21 protein-coding genes and 1 pseudogene are annotated in these 17,564 nt (G+C 43.2%); 17 read left to right on the top strand and 5 right to left on the bottom strand.

What is annotated here, in order from left to right; genetic code table 11:
- Positions 1-248: 248 nt before the first annotated feature.
- From QUA54_RS18585 to QUA54_RS18570, 4 genes are read right to left on the bottom strand one after another with little or no spacing between them, the layout of a single operon-like run.
- Positions 249-461 carry an NblA/ycf18 family protein gene (locus QUA54_RS18585; RefSeq protein ID WP_172190600.1) on the bottom strand — a complete coding sequence of 71 codons (213 nt, stop codon included), beginning with the start codon at positions 459-461 and terminating at the stop codon, positions 249-251.
- Between the two features lie 15 nt (positions 462-476).
- A complete protein-coding gene (locus QUA54_RS18580; RefSeq protein ID WP_333415777.1) occupies positions 477-3,908 on the bottom strand; it encodes a VapE domain-containing protein in 3,432 nt (1,143 codons plus the stop codon).
- Positions 3,905-4,258 carry a hypothetical protein gene (locus QUA54_RS18575; protein WP_333415776.1) on the bottom strand — a complete coding sequence of 118 codons (354 nt, stop codon included), beginning with the start codon at positions 4,256-4,258 and terminating at the stop codon, positions 3,905-3,907. The genes QUA54_RS18580 and QUA54_RS18575 overlap by 4 nt, the downstream gene beginning before the upstream one ends.
- A 17-nt stretch (positions 4,259-4,275) precedes the next feature.
- Entirely contained in the window at positions 4,276-4,503 is a 228-nt protein-coding gene (locus QUA54_RS18570) for a hypothetical protein (protein WP_333415775.1), read from the bottom strand.
- A gap of 450 nt (positions 4,504-4,953) precedes the next feature.
- Here QUA54_RS18570 and QUA54_RS18565 point away from each other — a divergent pair, with 450 nt between their 5' ends.
- The 17 genes and pseudogenes from QUA54_RS18565 (at position 4,954) to QUA54_RS18485 (ending at position 15,213) form a co-directional block, all read left to right on the top strand.
- Positions 4,954-5,466 (top strand): helix-turn-helix transcriptional regulator, encoded by a 513-nt coding sequence (locus QUA54_RS18565; protein WP_333415774.1) that lies wholly within the window; start codon positions 4,954-4,956, stop codon positions 5,464-5,466.
- Positions 5,467-5,570: 104 nt separating this feature from the next.
- Positions 5,571-6,905 carry a hypothetical protein gene (locus QUA54_RS18560; protein WP_333415773.1) on the top strand — a complete coding sequence of 445 codons (1,335 nt, stop codon included), beginning with the start codon at positions 5,571-5,573 and terminating at the stop codon, positions 6,903-6,905.
- Between the two features lie 284 nt (positions 6,906-7,189).
- A complete protein-coding gene (locus QUA54_RS18555; protein WP_333415772.1) occupies positions 7,190-8,767 on the top strand; it encodes an AAA family ATPase in 1,578 nt (525 codons plus the stop codon).
- Between the two features lie 78 nt (positions 8,768-8,845).
- Positions 8,846-9,142 (top strand): hypothetical protein, encoded by a 297-nt coding sequence (locus QUA54_RS18550; protein ID WP_333415771.1) that lies wholly within the window; start codon positions 8,846-8,848, stop codon positions 9,140-9,142.
- 58 nt (positions 9,143-9,200) lie between these two features.
- Positions 9,201-9,614, top strand: a pseudogene (locus tag QUA54_RS18545) (DUF6876 family protein).
- An 85-nt stretch (positions 9,615-9,699) separates the two neighbouring features.
- The gene (locus QUA54_RS18540) at positions 9,700-10,062 is read left to right on the top strand and encodes a hypothetical protein (protein WP_333415770.1); all 363 of its coding nucleotides are present in this window, start codon (positions 9,700-9,702) and stop codon (positions 10,060-10,062) included.
- Complete coding sequence (locus QUA54_RS18535; protein WP_333415769.1) at positions 10,043-10,393, top strand: DUF6283 family protein; 351 nt, start codon at positions 10,043-10,045, stop codon at positions 10,391-10,393. Before QUA54_RS18540 ends, QUA54_RS18535 begins: the two co-directional genes overlap by 20 nt.
- A gap of 32 nt (positions 10,394-10,425) precedes the next feature.
- Positions 10,426-10,842, top strand: coding sequence for a DUF1257 domain-containing protein (locus QUA54_RS18530; RefSeq protein ID WP_333415768.1), 417 nt, complete (start codon positions 10,426-10,428; stop codon positions 10,840-10,842).
- Positions 10,823-11,269 carry a hypothetical protein gene (locus tag QUA54_RS18525; RefSeq protein WP_333415767.1) on the top strand — a complete coding sequence of 149 codons (447 nt, stop codon included), beginning with the start codon at positions 10,823-10,825 and terminating at the stop codon, positions 11,267-11,269. Before QUA54_RS18530 ends, QUA54_RS18525 begins: the two co-directional genes overlap by 20 nt.
- 44 nt (positions 11,270-11,313) lie before the next feature.
- Positions 11,314-11,670, top strand: coding sequence for a hypothetical protein (locus QUA54_RS18520; RefSeq protein WP_333415766.1), 357 nt, complete (start codon positions 11,314-11,316; stop codon positions 11,668-11,670).
- An 81-nt stretch (positions 11,671-11,751) separates the two neighbouring features.
- Entirely contained in the window at positions 11,752-12,123 is a 372-nt protein-coding gene (locus tag QUA54_RS18515; protein ID WP_333415765.1) for a hypothetical protein, read from the top strand.
- Positions 12,120-12,809, top strand: a complete 690-nt coding sequence (locus QUA54_RS18510) for an MT-A70 family methyltransferase (protein WP_333415764.1) — start codon at positions 12,120-12,122, stop codon at positions 12,807-12,809. Before QUA54_RS18515 ends, QUA54_RS18510 begins: the two co-directional genes overlap by 4 nt.
- A 75-nt stretch (positions 12,810-12,884) precedes the next feature.
- Complete coding sequence (locus QUA54_RS18505; protein WP_333415763.1) at positions 12,885-13,313, top strand: hypothetical protein; 429 nt, start codon at positions 12,885-12,887, stop codon at positions 13,311-13,313.
- 178 nt (positions 13,314-13,491) lie between these two features.
- Positions 13,492-13,743, top strand: a complete 252-nt coding sequence (locus QUA54_RS18500; RefSeq protein ID WP_333415762.1) for a hypothetical protein — start codon at positions 13,492-13,494, stop codon at positions 13,741-13,743.
- Positions 13,744-13,814: 71 nt separating this feature from the next.
- Positions 13,815-14,207: a hypothetical protein gene (locus QUA54_RS18495; protein WP_333415761.1), complete on the top strand. Its 393-nt coding sequence runs from the start codon at positions 13,815-13,817 to the stop codon at positions 14,205-14,207.
- 236 nt (positions 14,208-14,443) lie between these two features.
- Positions 14,444-14,830 carry a hypothetical protein gene (locus QUA54_RS18490; RefSeq protein ID WP_333415760.1) on the top strand — a complete coding sequence of 129 codons (387 nt, stop codon included), beginning with the start codon at positions 14,444-14,446 and terminating at the stop codon, positions 14,828-14,830.
- 35 nt (positions 14,831-14,865) lie between these two features.
- Positions 14,866-15,213 (top strand): hypothetical protein, encoded by a 348-nt coding sequence (locus QUA54_RS18485; RefSeq protein ID WP_333415759.1) that lies wholly within the window; start codon positions 14,866-14,868, stop codon positions 15,211-15,213.
- A gap of 882 nt (positions 15,214-16,095) precedes the next feature.
- On the opposite strand, the gene QUA54_RS18480 is transcribed toward QUA54_RS18485, so the two are convergent.
- Positions 16,096-17,535 carry a lipase/acyltransferase domain-containing protein gene (locus QUA54_RS18480; protein ID WP_333415758.1) on the bottom strand — a complete coding sequence of 480 codons (1,440 nt, stop codon included), beginning with the start codon at positions 17,533-17,535 and terminating at the stop codon, positions 16,096-16,098.
- Between the last annotated feature and the right edge of the window lie 29 nt (positions 17,536-17,564).

Here is a 17,564-nt window from a genome sequence, read left to right as displayed (position 1 = left end):
TTTTAATTTTTTTTGTAAGTGACTATAGAGAAGAACGCAATTTCAAAGCTGCAAATAAAACTTGCAACAAAAACAAAGACCAGATGGTATCGCTAACTCCTCGGTTTGTTTTCTATTTCTTCTTTAAATCCCTCCAAAAGTTCATCTTCTCATTATATTGAATATCCTTCAAAAACCACAAAAAAATTAATAATTTACCTCCCTTAATATTTAATTAAAAACCTAAATCAGAACCTGAATTAGATGATTTATTCATCTTGAGAATTAACGAGATGTTTGATAATGTTACTCTGGATCATATTTCGACGAACCATTTCAATCAGCAAAATCTGTGCCTCTTCAGCGGAAAGAGATTTAGTCTGCTCAGAATAAACTTTAAGGCTAAACTTTTGTTCAACTGTAAGTTCAGTTGAGAGTTTATCTGATTGACTTTCATCTTCCCCTGTTCTTTCATTGGTCATAATCTCTACTGTTTCCTAGTCAGTTTCCTTATCTGTTAGAGAATCTGTTGAAGAATTGTGATTTTTGAGGGTGATCAATTGATAGATTCGATCGCGAACCTCCGCACTTTCCCCCTCCAGCCACTGAATTATCACAGCAACGTCGTACTTAGTCCCTGGTGTCTGCCAACCGTACATTTGTGTTAGAAGAGCTTGCAGTTGTTCTGGGTAGTATTCATTCCACCAAATCAGTGCTAGTTCTCGCAGTTTCTCTGCATCTTCATCACTAATTAATTGCTCGACTACGGGTTCAGGTTTGGGTTCAGGTTTGGATGCAGAATTCGCAGGATTTAATTCTGATTCTGGTTCGGCTGGTGTGGTCGGTGTGGGTTCCTCTACAGGTTCAGATGTAGCTCCCGAAGTTTCAGGGGTTTCGGGTATGGGGGCTTTGAGTAGAGCGGTGAAGGCGGCTTTTTCGGCTTCGGTCAGGCTTGCCCAGACCTTTTGGCGATCGGCCGCACCGACTCCGCAAACTTCCTTCAAAACGCTCTGGATACTTCTAGCTAATTCCGGGTCGCCGGCTTCGAGCACTGTCCGAATATATTCGAGTAGGTCAGCTTCCTCTCTTTGTTGTTGAGTTTGCTGATCGACCTCATTTTTTGAAAGATCAACCTCATTTTGGAAAGGTCGATCGGAATCAAAGGCTTGCTCTGTAAGGGTTTGATCGACCCGATCGACCCGATCGACCTTTTCACCCAAACTTTCTAAATCTGCTGCTTTTTCAGCATCGGTCAGCGCGTCCTTGCTTGCTAAATCTGCGATCGGTTCACATGATTGGGCGATCGCACTCTCGCCATAATCAGAGGTCGGCTCAGAGGTCGGCTCAGAAGTTTCCTCGGACGTTGGATTGGAGATTTGGTCAGGGGAATAGGGAGGGAAATCAGGGTGGGAATCAGGAATTAGTAAAGTTTGAGAAACAGGACGATCAGGTTGATCAGGTCGATCAAACCCAGACGTAGCATGGAGATCAACCTCGCGATCGACCTCCATTTTTAAGGGGATTTTCAAAATTTGAGGTTGATCAGCGAGTTCATCTATCTCGACTTTTGCCCAAACTCGAACCCGTTTGGAGCCGATCATTCTGAATTCTCGTTCCCACCCGATTTTTTTGAGAATAGCCGAGCAGCGCATTTGGTGCGATCGCTCTTGCCGACTCAGATCGACTTGGAGATGGTTAAGGAGGTCACTCAACTGAACGTAGTCACGGTGCTCGATGTAATTGAGGATGAAATCTTCCCAGGGGTCAGAGGTTTGAAAATCCTCTGTTAACTGTTCCGCTTTTTCTTCATCATTTCCAAAATCAAGATAGGGTTCTTCACCAGAGCGATAAGCCAGCATCGCAGCAGCCCAAATTTTGTCTCGTTCTTGCCTGAGTAATTTGGTGTCAATTTTTTGTTTAACCGGAATTATCCAAAATCGGCGGTTGCCAGTTTCATCTGCCAAAAATTCTTGCTTATTGGTGGTGGCAACAATAATGCTAGGTCGATCGAAATCTTCGGTATCTCGACAATATGGCGGTCGAATAGCATCTGTCCCAGAGGAGAGGAAAGCTTTGGTTGCCGAGACATCGCGGCGTTTGAATATTGACTCTAGCTCCGACCATTCAATTAACCAAGCTCGGTGAAGTTTTAGACGTTCATCTTTATCTGAAACCGTCCCTAAAGAATCGTCAAAATATTGCTTGCCTGCCATGATTTTGAAAAATGTAGATTTTCGGAATCCTTGAGGTCCTTGCAAAATTAAAACTGTATCCATTTTGCAACCCGGTTCAAAGGCGCGCTTTACAGCACCAATTAAAGTCTTTCGGATGAATTTTGTATAAAGTTCACCTTCCACACCAAAATATCTTTGAACCAAAGTATCTAAAATGGAAGTATCTGAAGCCATTGGCAGAGAATTTAGATACTCTTGAATAGGTGAGTATTGATTTTCCACAGCTATTTCTGTTAGAATGTCTTGGACATCTTCTCTACTCGATCGAGTCAATACTCCGTGTCTGATTGCGAGTTGAAGCCGGACTCGATCGAGAGATACAGGTTTTCCATCTATTTCGATTCGTTTGCTGAGTATGTTTAGCCTGATTTGTTTCCCAAAATGTCGGTTCAACTTTTTGTAATCCTGAATCATCTTGTCATTAGAATCCAAAATGTTAAAAGCCGATGACTTTGGGTTTTCTAACTCAGCAACAGAATCAGGAATAGACGCAGAATCAGACTTAGGTGAGAAATCTAAATCAAAGGGTTGCTGAGCTTTGAGAAAGCGCCAATATACGCCCTTAATACAGCCTTCTACTCCATCAGGAATATAGTGTTTGATAGAGGAGACTGGATTGGATTTAACAGCCGAATCCCATATCTGCTGCCATTCATCCTCATCCCATCCGCCACCGGGTGAACAACGGCGACAAGCATCCAAAAATAATGTATAAGCATCGTCATCTGTAAGTTGTCCTAAACGCTGAAATTCGGCCTGAACTCCAAGTAAATCTCTGGCGAGCATTGCCATTGATGTATTTCTTTGAGTTTCGATTCCATTCAGATAAACTTTGGCTTTCCCCAAGGCGGAAGCCAAGGGTATGGCGATCGGCACCGGAACTTTAAGATCTTTGAATTTTATCTTTTTGGTTCCTGACGCGGGGAGAGTTTCTGTTGGTTTTATAAGTGTCGCTGTGGAAGTGCCAGCACTTCCTGTACCGTTAGCGATATTTTCAATGCTTATTGGTCTAGAAGAATTGGCTAATAAATCGAGTAAATTTTGCTGATTCCGCTCCTTTTCCTCCTTTCTTCTTTGCTCAAGCTCGGCGAATAATCTACTAAGACGTTCCCGCAAATCATTGTAATTGTATCGAATACCTGATTCACTGACAATTTCTGATTTGATTGGTGGGCGATCGGGTTTGATGTGCCAAGCCCCTGCTAGGCGTAACATCCTACTGGGATTTTTATTACTTCCATCAGCTTCCATTATCTCAATGAGAAGCACTTGCAGTTCGCGCCACTGCTCCGGGGTAATAGGCTCCTCGAACAACCAATAAGGTTGCATGGACTTGCCACCACTAAATATTGTGAATGTCGGTTCTACAAAACTGACTTCACTCCATTTCTCGAACTGTTCAGCTAGCGATATGTCATCCCATTCACAGAAAATAGCGCAGCACTGTTTAATATCAGCATCGGTTTGACCAGTACCGCCAGCGCCATTGATGACTACATAAACACCGCGCCCATCTGCTTGATATTGTTCAATTTGTTGCCAGTTGAGGTCAGAGAGTTTGCGTCCTTTATCTTTCTTCTTACGATCGTCTGTGGAAGGATACAAAAATCTCAAGTAGGCTTGACCTGATTCATATCCCAGGTAATTGAGATGTTTTTCTGCTAATTCACGATCGATCACTATTTTCTTACTCACGTCTTTGCTCCTGATTCTATTCCTGATTTTTTAACTCCTGATTGGTTTAAGGAGTTGATAAGAGTCTGCAATTTCAATCGCAGATGATTAATCTCTGAATCTAGATTGTCGCGTTCTACCTCCAAATCCATAATTTTCTGTTCGAGGCAAGTAATTTTTCTTCGATTAGCTATTTCCTTCTTTCGTTGCTGTGATTGTTTAGGTTCAACGACGGTTTCAGGGGCTGATCCAGTAATTGCTTTATTGAGTCGATCGGCTAGACATTCACAGCATAAGCCGTCCGTCAACTTCGCAAAACGACGTTTACCATCTTTGTGATAGTTAACACGACACCATCCGTTTATTGTCATCAGAACCTCTCTAATACTTAAGTTTCAGTATTTTGTTGAGAGATGTTCTGAGAAGAGAAATAAAGAATTAAAGCTGTTTCTACTAAAGAACCCACACTAATTCTTTTGTGCGCTGCGAAAACACGAACTTTGTGGTCGATGTCTTCAGAAATTAATAAGGTACGCTTGGTTTTTCTTGCTTTCTCTGGCAAATTGTTGGTATCCGCTAACACAGTTGACACTGTTGAGCTTAGTGATTCTGTCATATAAAAGAAATAGTGAGTAAAAGATTGGTAGCAGTCCACGCTTAAACTTTCTTGACTGCGTGTTAGGGTTGCCCGTGCATTGCAAAATATGCCAAGCTCAAAGAAGAATGATGGAGCTTTGCTGATGTACGGCGAAGTTGTTACGCTAAAGTAAGAAAGTAAGGCGGACGTAGTACCTGTTTCAAAGTCAGGACAGGCTAAGACCGCAAAGCATTTAAGGGTGTGGTGATTGAGAATCCAGAAGAGCTCAAAGCAAACTAAGGTGGTTGCGAACAACTCAGAATGTGATTAACTCAATGTCTGCTACGGCTTAAGCTATTACTAGCTTGAGTTCGCTTATTTACCTTTCCCCTGTACTATGTGCCTTGTATCTGTGCCTTGTACCTGCGAATAGAAGCTTGGTAACTGTATTACCAGGCGTATTTACCACAATACTACCTTATTTACCAAATGGATACCCCATCACCTATCAATTTTCGTTTTTTGTTCGACGACTATCCAGATGTGGAAACTGAATCTTCCCTCCCGGTGCTACCTCTTGCCACTGGCTGCCTGAACCACTCTCAGAGCCATCAGAATCCTAGCCAAAATGATCCTAATTATTCTGGAAACCCCAGGCAGAGGGAACTTCAGCGATATGTAATGGATGATCACACCAAGAAAAAATTTGCTGAGCTGATCTATGAAATGCGGGCAAATAGACCATATCGAGCATTTGGTCGCTTGTTGGGGGTAACTCATCCCACCATCAAAGCTTGGGAAAATTTGGAGAAAATTCCCGACCTAGAAAATCTTGAACGTATCGCTCATTTCCGAGGCGAAACTCTTGAAGAATTCAAGCTAGTCCTGGCTGGGAAGCGCAAACCCAGCCGCTTACAAGAGCTCGTACAGCAAGTTCGTACTATTTCAAAGGAAGAGCTTGCTGTTGTGCTCCAGGTTATTGCCGAGCGCATTGCCTCCTAAATCCTTCTATTTCTCTTATAACTTTTTAATAAATGTATTTACCAGTATTGGTAAATGGTGTAAATTGGTAAGTAGGTTACCAATCTATTTACCAATGAGTAGCAATGGCAAAACTACCAACAACGTTTACAAGCCTTGACTTGTCTGGGTTTGATTTAGATAATCACAAGAAGCAACACACAGGGTACACAGGAATTAGTCGGGAAATGGTGGATTTTGCCTGTGCCGTGCTTCAGAAAAATCGGGTAGGGGTGGCAGTTCGATCAGTAAACGCAGCCCTCAAAGAAATCTACGGTTACGGAGGCAGTACGGACACAGTATGCAAACTGGTCAAGGAATGGCGATCGGAAAATCTGTCACTCCTCAAGCAAGGAAAATCTGAAAAAGATTTAGCAACTGCATTGCTGGAAGCCGTAGACGACGGTTTGCTGGATGAATCCGAAGTGCCTGAAGAATTTCTGGCGGTGATGAAACAAATGGCGCTCGCCAGTTACCGCTTAGCTTACCAAAAAGCGGATACCAGTATCAGTGGCGATCGCATGAAATCGCTGGCTCAGGAGAACGAAATTCTTCGCCAACAACTCCAAGGATTTCCAAAAATGGAAATGGAGCTGAATTTTTACAAATCTGAGTACGAACGTCAGAAACTCGAACTCAAAGAAGCGTACATGAATCTGAATAAACAACAATTGGCAGATTCTGAAGAATTTCGTCATCGGTTAGACTCTCTACAAGCAGATCGTAACGAATTACAAGCAAAACTTACACTCGCTGAACAACGGTTGGCTGAAGTTGCTGAATTTGAAACGGCAGCCCGCGATCGAATCTCTGAAATTTCACAACTCACAGGAAGAATCGAAGCACGAGAACGTGAAGTTACGAACCTTCATTCTCAAATTCAAACTCTTCAAGCACAAGTTGGTGAGAAACAAGTCCTTGAATCTCAACTAGAACAACTTCGAGCGCAACTTAAAGAGGCTTCGAGCACAATCACTAATCTGCAAAGTCAACAGAAAGTTAGTGGCGCTTTACAAGTCGATCGAGTTTTAGATGATTCAGATGATGAGCCAGTTACAGATGCTCAGCTCATGGTAGAAAACGAAACACTCCACGCTGATTTGTCGGAAGCTCTCAGAGAAATTGAAGATTTGAAAGCACGTCTTGCTAAAACTCAAGCCGCTCAATCTGAATCTCACTCTGAACCTCAAGCTGAATTACTTCCTGAAATACTCCCAGAACTACTTCCTGAAACAATTTCAGACTTGGTTGACCCTCTTTTAGAACCCGTTAACTCTGACTCTGACTCTGGCTTTGACTCTGACCCCATTAACTCTGAGTCTAGTTCAGAATCAGTTGAGTCTGTTGAATCTGTTCAACCTCCAGCTAAGCCGTTTGAACCTGCTCCCAGAACCAAAAGGCAAAAAGTGGCTGTGCAATGAGAAACAGAAACAGAAACAGAAACAGAAACAGAAACAGAAACAGAAACAGAAACAGAAACAAAAAGCTCAGTAGCAGTTTCTGTTACTGTTACTGAGCCAGAAGGGAGAATGGGTATTGCTAGAGAGCTAATAAGTCTTGAGTGGGTAGCTCAAGACTTGTAGGTAGCAAAATTGGTGGCTCAAAAGCTCGATTGCGTACTAGCTCGGCAAATCATTTGATATGGGATTAAGTACGCATCACTGCTGGGTAGAGAGTAATTAGCAATTGATAATTGGATTAAAACATGATAGACCAAAAGAAAGAAATTCAGCTAATGTTATTAGCGAGATTTCCTTTGTTGTGGGTAGTGAGCCCGGAAGAAGAACCAGCCGAAGAAATCTTGTGCGAAGTAATCAAAGGCATAGAGGGACAAATATACTTCTGGGATTTTGCCAGGGGATGGAATGACTCAGGTTTAGGCAAGGGAAATCCGATGCAAGCACTGGAGCGCATCAGTAAAGCGCCGCCAATGGAGCAAGTTACTGTTTTTGTAATGAAGGATTTGGGGAGTTTAATAGCCCCCGGTGCCAACGGGCAGATAGCAATGAATCAATTAGCGATCATCCGGGAACTAAAAAACCTGGCATGGCAAATTGCCCGTGACCGTCGCTGTCTGGTAATTCTTTCCGACCAACTCCGAATTCCCCAAGAACTCGCTCAAGAAACGACGGTGGTGGATATTTCCTTACCAGGCATTGAGGAGATATCGAACTTGCTCACTCGATTGGTCGAACCCCCGGATCTCAAACTAAATGCGGAACAACGGCAGCAGTTTGTCAAAGCTTGCCAGGGGCTGACCCGATGCCGGATATCTCGTGTCCTGGCGAAATGTTTGGCACGTGGTAAACGAGGCAAAGTCGATAGTACCGCTCTAGCTGCGATCATCGAGGAGAAACGCCAAACAATTCGCGAGACTGGCATTCTAGAATTTATCCCGCTTGAATATGGTCTGGAAGTCGTCGGCGGACTCGAAATTCTCAAACAGTGGGTCAAATCTCGATCGCGCTCTTTTACTGACCAAGCCCGCGAATATGGTTTACCAAACCCGAAAGGTGTCTTGCTCGCTGGCATTCAAGGAACCGGGAAAAGTCTGCTTGCCAAGACGATCGCCACGGAATGGAAACTCCCTCTGCTGCGCCTCGATGTCGGTCGCGTGTTCGGCAGCATGGTCGGTGAAAGTGAAAGCCGCATCAGACAGGTAATTAAGCTGGTCGAGGCGATCGCACCCTGCGTGCTCTTCATAGATGAGGTCGATAAAGCGTTCGCCAACATCGCCAGTGGCATGGATGGTGACTCCGGCACTTCCCAGCGAGTATTTGGAACGATACTCACTTGGATGCAAGAAAAGACCGCGCCAGTCTTTGTGGTCATGACCGCGAACCGAGCCGAAGTTTTGCCCGCCGAGCTGATTCGGAAAGGCCGCATTGATGAAACTTTTTGGGTTGATCTGCCGAACCTCACAGAGCGGGAAGCAATTTTCCGAGTACACCTCACCCGCGTCCGACCCGATCGAGTCAATGCCGGCGATTTCAATTTGAAGCTGCTGGCAGAGCAATCGAAAAATTTCTCAGGCGCTGAAATTCAGCAAGTTGTCTACGACGCGATGCAAAATGGTTTTAGCGCCGGGGTTGAGTTTACCCAGGATGATTTGCTTGTTGCGATCGCAGGTTGCGTCCCTCTGGCACAAATAGCCGAGGCGCAAATTGATGAACTCAAAACTTGGGCCATTCGCTCCGGTGCTAAGTCCGCCAGCATCCCTGACGTTCACACGCAACCCACTTCATATTCTCGTTTTGCCCCCCTTCAGGTTGATGAAAATTAATCGTTATCAAAAAGCGAAGTTAAATGCTTCGCTTTTTGCTTTTGATTTAGGAATTGCTCACATAAATTGAGGCAGAATATGGAACCCCATTTTGTTCATCCTTTGTCAAGTTTGGAAACGATCGATACCGATGAAGGTAAAAAAGAAGTAATAAATAATTGGGCGTTTGCCTCAGTGATTTGGTCTACCGCCCTGGATGGTAACGAAAATGCTTTGATTTTGATTAATGAGGTATTTCCTGATAAAAGCAGAATTCCTTTACTGATTTTGCGTTCTAAGCAGGGAGATGAAACAGCGATGAGAGATGCGATCGGAATTATTGCTTTTGCTATTGATGACAAATTAACCGAAGCATTTGAACCAAAAGGAAATTGAAATGGTGATGTAATGCTTCGCTGTAAGGAAATGATGTTTTTAATTTAGCAATCAGATTATGGCAAAGGCAATGATGGATGCTGAAACACTCTTGCAGAATTTGCAACATTTTTGTGGAAGTGAGCAATATTACAGACATTTTCTTGGGCTTTGTTACACTGACGGAGTTAAATATTTGGCTGAGAATGCTCAATGCTTTTGGTTGCTTGATGCGATCGGCTCTCATCAGCCCAGAGCTAACAGAATTCACCGATTAACCGAGTTTCAACTTTGGTTCCTTCATGTCGGAAATGCACATGAGTTTATTAAGCCCAAACGAGGCAATGCTGCGGTATTGACTTGTTAGGAAGATTCACCAACCCCCGAAACTAAACCTGCGATTATTCAACAGATTCCATTTACCGATTTTCCCTTGCCAGAACTCAAACTTTATCTACAAGAGAAAATCCTTCTGTTGCCCGACGAAAACTAAATCTTAAAAGTCTGTCCAGTTTTCCCCCACTGGCTGCTGGACAGACTTTCGCACTACATCATTCACACAAATTAGGAGCATCGCCATGACTTTGGACACAGGACTTACAAGAGAGGAACAACTTCGCTCGCTCCAAGCCCAAGTTAACGAAATTTTTGCAGAAGCAATTAGTAACAAAATAACGTTGGAGGTTTTTGCTCTTAAAATTTGGGTAAATGCAGTGAAGCAGGAAGCGCCTTATGTGGCGATCGCCTCACGAATGATTAATCTGGCTACAGGTCTAGTTCAAGATGAAAATCTGGCATTTCTCCGGTTCTTAGCTAAAGAAACACTTGCCCAGAATATTGCAAAGAGTCAGTGGGCTGTACAACTCATTTATAACGGTTTAGTTATTAATAATCGTTCCCAACCAATCCCACTCAAAAATCATGGAACTAACACAAACTAAGCAGTGCAAAAACTGTCCCTGGAAACAAGACAGAGATTTGAACACAATCTCTGGCTATAGCCGAGAAAATCATCAGAAATTGAGTCAGACGATCGCTAACCCAGACATTGATTTTTCGGAAGTCGTCTCCCAACTCACAAACCCCATGCGAATCATGGCTTGCCATTACTCCACCGCCGACCTCGAACTCCCCTGCATCGGATGGATTTACAACCAACTTCGGAACAATAATCTAGCTTTGCGACTGGCACTGATTCGATCAAAACAAGTGAAAAAACTTGAAATTGATGGCGCACAACGAGCAACTTTTGCTAAAACTTTTGAAGATTAACTCGTTCATTGTCCAACTCTAAAGGAATTTAGATGTCACATTTAACTCATCTCCGAACTCAAATCAAGAATCCGATCGTCCTCCAACAAGTTCTTCAGGAAATGATTGAATCTGGACTTGATGGAATTCTGACCGGGGCTTATCTAGAAAGTAATGCTCAAATTCATGACCCTTTCGGCAACAGTAAACTAGCGGAATTTGTCATTCGGCGCAAGCAAAGCTATCAGGGTGGTTATGACTTTGGCTTCAAATTAGTAGAAGAAACAGAGGAATTCGAGTTTTTAACTCGTGACGGTTCTCAACAAGATGCCAAGAAATTTATGGAACAACTTTTGCCTTGGTATGCACGGGAAAACACCCTGGCAGCACTGAGGAATCAAGGATTTAACATTGAGTCTCAAGTTGAAGAAAATGGCGAAGTCGTGATAGTTGCTGGCAAGTGGTGCTAATGGTCAAAACCAAAGTGAAGCTTATAATGCTTCGCTTTGGGGGATTGACTTTTACTCTTATGAGGAAGCCAAAATGTGTCCAGAAATTGAACAACTCACTGAAGAGTCTACTGAAGCAGAAATCCGAGAATTCAAAGATGAAATTAAGAGTATCGTGAACAGTGCCGGGAAACGGCGCTTGAGTATCAGAGAGTTTGCTATCGAAATTTGGGATAATGTACTCTTACAAGATGTCCATTATTTAGCATTTTCAAGCCTTTTATTGGAAAGCGCTACAGGTTTACCAATAGAAGTCTGTTGTGCCAAAATTGACGAAATGATGATAGCTAGTCTATTAGGTAACTCAGAGACAACTCAGGCAGCTATAACTTTAATGGCTGATGGATTAGTGGAATATCAGAAACGTATCCCGAAACCAGCTAGTTAATACTTCGTTGTTAGTTGTTGATTTAAAAATACTCAGGAGTGCCAATGATGACTCAGCAACAAGCCTCAATTCCTCAACTCTCAACTGACCAAGAAGCTGAGCTAACTCAAGCCAAAATTGACGAAATTTTTAATTTAGCTACATCTATTTTGTGGGATTTTGAACAATTTGCTAAGAAGATTTTGGCGGGTTGTGTTGCTTGTAATTCCGGTTACGTCGCCATTGCAATTGAACTCATTAACACAGTCACGGGACTAGAAGGTGAAGCAAACCATGCCATACTTTTCTTTTTTGTGGCTCAAACCAAGAAATTAGATATGGGAAGCATCAATAAAGCTCACCTCTTGTTTCAGCATGGGTTACTTATCAAATCTATTCAGGCTGAGCAAGGAACTTTGTAGCTGCTTTCAGTTATGGAAGCTATTACCTGCTTTCCTAATCATCTTAATCACAGCATCTACTTATCAGGACAGGAGAAAGACATGACTTTAATTCCTCAAGCCGAAGAAGAAATCCCTCTAACAGAGGAAGAAATTCAACGAAAAGCTCAAAAAACCCAAGAAGAAGTTGACAAAATTTTTCAGCTAGCACGAGACAACAACTGGAATTTTAAACAGTTTGCTAAGAAGATTTTAGCTGGAGCCATTGAATCGGATTTGGGGTATTTTGCGATTGCAGCTCAACTTGTTCAGAATGTCACAGGATTAGAAGGCGAGAACGCAATTCAAATCCTTAAGTGTTTACTTGCAGATGTAGCCCAGTTAGATAGCGTGAAAATTGAACAGACGCAAACAATGTTTGTCTACGGACTAATCATCAACAAAATCAAAGCTCATCCAAAGTATCGACTATGAAAACTCTCAGAACTGAAAACAAGATTGGGAGTGAAAGCAAGTATAAACCTGATGATAAGGTTGGGCAACTTAAACTGTCGATCGCCATTAACCTCATCCCAAATCTGCGCCCGATTCCCTGCAACGATTATCGGCTGATAGTGCTAGACCCGCCCTGGGACTTTCACTTACGAGAAACAGACCCTAGCCATCGGGGTCGATGTCCGTATCCGAGCATGACCGACCAGCAGATTAAGAGTATGCCGATCAGTGCGATCGCCAATCAGGACTCGTATCTGCTGCTGTGGGTAACAAACAACCATCAAGCGCTAGGGTTCCGGTGTCTGGAGCACTGGGGATTTACCCATCACAGTACCTTTACCTGGGAGAAAATCACCAAGGCTGGCAAACCTCATGCCGGAATAGGTCACTACGGTCGGAATTGCACAGAGCATTTTCTTGTAGCCACTAAAGGCAATCCTGGGAGTTTTACCCATCACGGCTTGACGAATATCGTCAACATCATTCGGGCACCGCGCACCAAGCATTCACAGAAGCCTGAACAATTCTGGGACATTGCCGATCGACTCGCCGAAAAACTGGAAAACTGCGAGAAACTGGGTAAACTTTCCACTCCCTCCAGAATTGAACTCTTTTCCCGTACACCTCGCCCGAACTGGGACTCCTGGGGGGCTGAAGCTGATTAATAAAATTAATGGGAGAGGGTTATCTCCCATTAGTGCTTCGCTGCAAGATGTTGCTTTATTCTTGGATTTACCATCATGATAAACATCGACACCGATACCCTAAAGGGTTTAATGATTGATAAGGACACTTACATTGTTAGAGTTCAGGGCTATCGATATCTAGCTGCTGAGAACTCTGCCGAAACTGTATTAATGAGCTACATTGAAGTCCTCAAATTTCCTGGTGAAATGGATGTTGTAACGTTCACCGGTGATGGTACACAGCTAATTGGTTATTTGATGACCAATGATGACTTAACTAATGAAAACCCTGATTTCTGGGACGTTCCAAAGTTTATCCCGAACGAAGACAAATTTTCTTCTGACAAACGGGCTACTTATTTCGGGGATAGAGGTTTTGAATTAGCCAAGCAAGAGCTAGAAGAACTTTCAAAAGTTCGTCTAGCCAAGGGTATTAAGCACTGGTTAATCAAGAACTATTTACGGAAAATTACTCTACTCTAGTTTTACAGATGTATCACCCTGCTCAAGAAGGTTTCGTTACTTTAGAAGAAGTTGAATTTTACTCTTCCCAAGTCCCAGAAACTTATAAATCTGACGGTAATTACTTTCGATTAAATGTGACGGCTGATGAAAATAGACACACTACTGCTTACTACACACTTTCAGGGAAATATCAACGATGACAGATAATTTGCCCGCTAAAAATGCCGATGGGTTCGTCGCCCTCAGCGACTTCTATGCCCATCACCATCAACCGATCGAAACCGCACTCAAAACAGCTCAGATTCCTCATCAGATAAAGTTTCATCCCCCGAATGCCGAGCAAATTTGGGAAGATGGCGCTTTCCGAGTTTATGTGCCTGCCGAGTATGTTGAGTCCGGGAGAACTCTGTATCGCAATCGAAGGTGCTGTAGTTTTCTAATAGCGTAATTAACTGGGTCGCTCCCAGTTGAATTGCATAAATGCTTCGCTGCAAGTTTCTGAGTTTTTAGTTTCTGAAAATGAACGACTTAGAACTAGACATATCCACCGAAAACGGTTCTTGGAGAACCAAAGAAGGTAAATCAATCCCCTACACAAGAGAAAGGTGCGAGCTTCTTATTGATGACGGCTGGAATGATTACTACCTTCAAATCACGAAATGGCCCAAAAATACCACAATTCAAATCTCGGTGGTTAGTGGAGATCCCGGTTATGACGCAGAAAGCCGATGGTCAAAGGAAGAAATTTATCGTTTAGCAAAGTTATCCCATACAGGATTTGCTAGACGAAAAGCTGAATTAATTCAAGATGCGATCGAATTTGCCAACAATCTGGTAATTTATTTGGTAGCCCACAACCTTATTAGCGTAATAATTGGGTCGTTCCCAGTCCTAATGAATGTCTTCACCTGACACCAATATTTCAGGACTTCAAAGAGTAGCTGTTTTCCATCCCATCAGCATCAGACGCTTGTTGCTGCCCTTGGCAAAATCCCTCATCAACTAGAGTTTTACGTGTATCAAGGCAAATTTAGCCTCTATGTTCCCCCTGAGAATTTTGAGACAGCTAAAGCTTTGTGTGAACCCATCTCTAAGATGGCGACAAATCAATAAATAGCGAATAACTGGGTCGCTCCCAGTTCCCTCTCATGCCTTACTACATTTTGATTACGAACGAACAAGAAATAAATGTTTACACCAAGCCGGAAATGTTGACAACAGAAGAAATTCAAGATTTGGTTGGCATTAAAGGAGAGCCAGCCACTTTTGAAGTGCTAGATTGTTCTAATTTTTCTGACCCCAAAATTGTCATAATTTGTGATGATGACGTGGAACCGAAAGCGCTGAAACCGACTTGTGTAACTAAAAAGGGAGACGTGATTTTCGGTCAGGTAGTTATTCTCGGAACTAACAACTCATTATTAGATTTGTGTTTGCTAAATCTTGAGCAAGTAAAAATGGTGAAAGAAGAACTCAGATTGCACCCAAAACCACCCAAGCCACAACACGATTTTAGTGCTTCGCTGCGGGATTGAGGTTTTCTGTAATTCGATCATTAGGAGCCATTCAAGTGCAATTTTACGTCTTAGTTAACTCTACTGGAATTGAAGAAGTAGTAGCAACCGAACTGCCACAAATCCCAGAACTTCAAAAACTTGTAGGAATTCCAGGGGAAGAAGCTTACTTGGAACCTGTCTATCAGTGTTACTCTGACCCGTCAATCGTCATTCTGTGTGATGAGGAGTTCTTGCGGAAGGCTCATCAGCCAACTATGCTTACTCCAAAGCGCGTGATTCTTCAGGGACAGCTTCTCGTTGTGGCGATCGATCCGCAAATTGAAGATTTCTGTCTGTTGACTCAGCAGCAGGTAGAGCTTGTGAAACGAGAAACCAAACTCTATCAAGCAAATTTACGTTAGCTATAACAAAATCATGCCCCAAATCCTGGGGCGTGATTGCAACTTATCAGAGCAACTATCAAAGGAACAGCAACCAAGAAAATGGATAAGAATCTGTACCGAAGAATAATTCAATATGCCAGGGTAATTGCTGGGGGAGATGAATTACCGTGGTCAGGATTATACACGGCTCGAAGTGTCTACAATCTGCTGAAAACTTCAGAGCCTCTTTACCCAAAGGACATAGGTTGTACAGTGACTTTTTATTTGACGTGGAGACATATTAGTGCCGTTAAAGAGGCAAAGCTAAATCTGGCTGGCTTTTTTGGCTCAATCTAGCTTGCCAATGCTGATAGTCAAATGCTAGAACGCTGAGAAAACTTTCTCTGCAATCCTGTAAGAGGGAAGGTTTTGCTCAGCAACACAAAATTGTTTCGATGTCATTTAATTAGGCACTGTACAAATGGTTTACCTTTCCTATGAAGGATGAGAAATTAAATACTGAAGGAACAGGCGCGAACAAATGTGGGTCTGGCTCTAGTACGCGAAAGCGACACGGAATTAGTTCGGTCATGATCACCCAACGATTATCTGCTGCCAACGCGCATCTGTTGGGGAGTTCAAAGTCTGCTGCTGGGCTTGGGGTACCGCGAGACTTTTCGGTACACGATTGCAGGTAGTAATGCACGGGTTTTGAGCCATCTTACCAGCAATTCTTGCATTTGAGCACCCCAGCCACGCTGACAAACCCATAAAACATCTAGTTTTTCTCTTTATTCAGCAAGCCCTCGGCTATACCCCAAACAGATGCTTTTTGGCGATCGCTCTAATGTTAAGAAATGTTTCCCCACCAGTATTGTATCTGCGCTTTACCCCTTTAAGGCGCGGTTAGTCTAAACTCCACTAGCGAACAACTTCAAACAAATCATGAACTGGAGTGGGAGATTGCTCGGTGGTGTTCTCAGTTTGCACAGTGACTCGATAAAGTCCCGGTTGCAAGTCAGCGATCGCCAGCACCCATTCTTTCTCTTGCTCGACAAAATCAAGGGTGAGAGCAGTTTGCTCGTGAGAAACTGCTTGAATATTAGCTTTTAGCTTTGTTGCTGAATTTGGTAATCCAATAAGTTTGGCACGCAAGGTAATAGTTTCATCTGCTAGATACAAATCATCCAAGCGAAGACTGATGGCTGTTTGAGGTTCACCTCCCCTTACAGCTCCCAAATCAAATTGGCTAGACCGTAGATTATTGAGTACATTTTCTAACACTTGACCCTGATTCTGCAAACCCCCATGCTGTTCGGCGATAAAGAAATTATCGAGGTTTTCCGATCGCTCAATAGGAATTGCAGAAGCTTTTGGAACAGTTCCATCCCCATCACCATAATCGAATTTCTTTCTCAATACCTCTGGTAAATCCTCGCTGGCTATGAGTTTTCCATCAATTAGTGCTGCCGATTGTAGGGTTGGCTGTTGTACGCCAGAAATGGGAACTGTGGTAAAGGATTTGTGGTAACGTTCATCTTTGAGATGTTGTTCGACTGCGGCTTCAATTTCTCGATGGAACGCTAAAGCATCTTGTGCCTTGAGTTGATCGACATTGGGAAGGTTGTCTATTTCTGCAATGCGGTGGTATTCACCATTGATGTTGATAACTTTATAAATCGGAAGTAGTTGGTAGATAGAGGTCAGCGATCGCATCACCTCTGTCAAGTCTAGAAACATCTGCTTGTAACCATTTGCCAGAAAGTTGACGGCTTTAAGCGAACCGCGATAGGGCGTGCCGAATGTGAACAAAGCTCTGCTATCTTGCCAACCTTCCAAAACTTCCAGATAGTAGCGAGATACTAACCCGCCCATGCTGTGTGCCATTAAAATCACTTTTGCATCCGAGGCTCCGTTTTCTCGCCAGCATTTGAGCCGCTTGTCTATCAACTTTTTCAAAATGCGGGCATTGGCTCGATTATCCCGTCGCCAATCGTAGGGAAACTGGTAAAAGTTTGCTGCTCGATCGTCTGGATCGCTGTAGATATCGCCGGGAGTCACGTCAAAATTGTCGGTAATCAGACGTGCTGTTTTGGTATAGCCATCAATCTTCCAAAATCCTGGAATCAAATGAGTATCTTGAATCAGCGCTGTTGCGCGGACCCCATCTCCCAAGCTTTCTGCTTCCGCATCGTCCTGAGCTAATTTTAAATTCTGGAAGGTCTGTTCTGAGTTGGTGAATACCTGCCAGACTGCCTGACCTGACACTGCCCAGATGTCTTTCCCATCCTTCTGCAAAACGCTTCCCAGGATGCCGGGAAGAATCACAACTAGATCTTTCAGGGGCGGTTTGTTAACCATTAGTCTCCTCCATCTTTCAACTTTAGGAT

The sequence above is a fragment of the Microcoleus sp. MOSTC5 genome (assembly GCF_036701825.1).
Taxonomy (GTDB): Bacteria; Cyanobacteriota; Cyanobacteriia; order Cyanobacteriales; family Microcoleaceae; genus Microcoleus; species Microcoleus asticus.
This window is presented reverse-complemented; position numbering and strand designations above follow the sequence as displayed.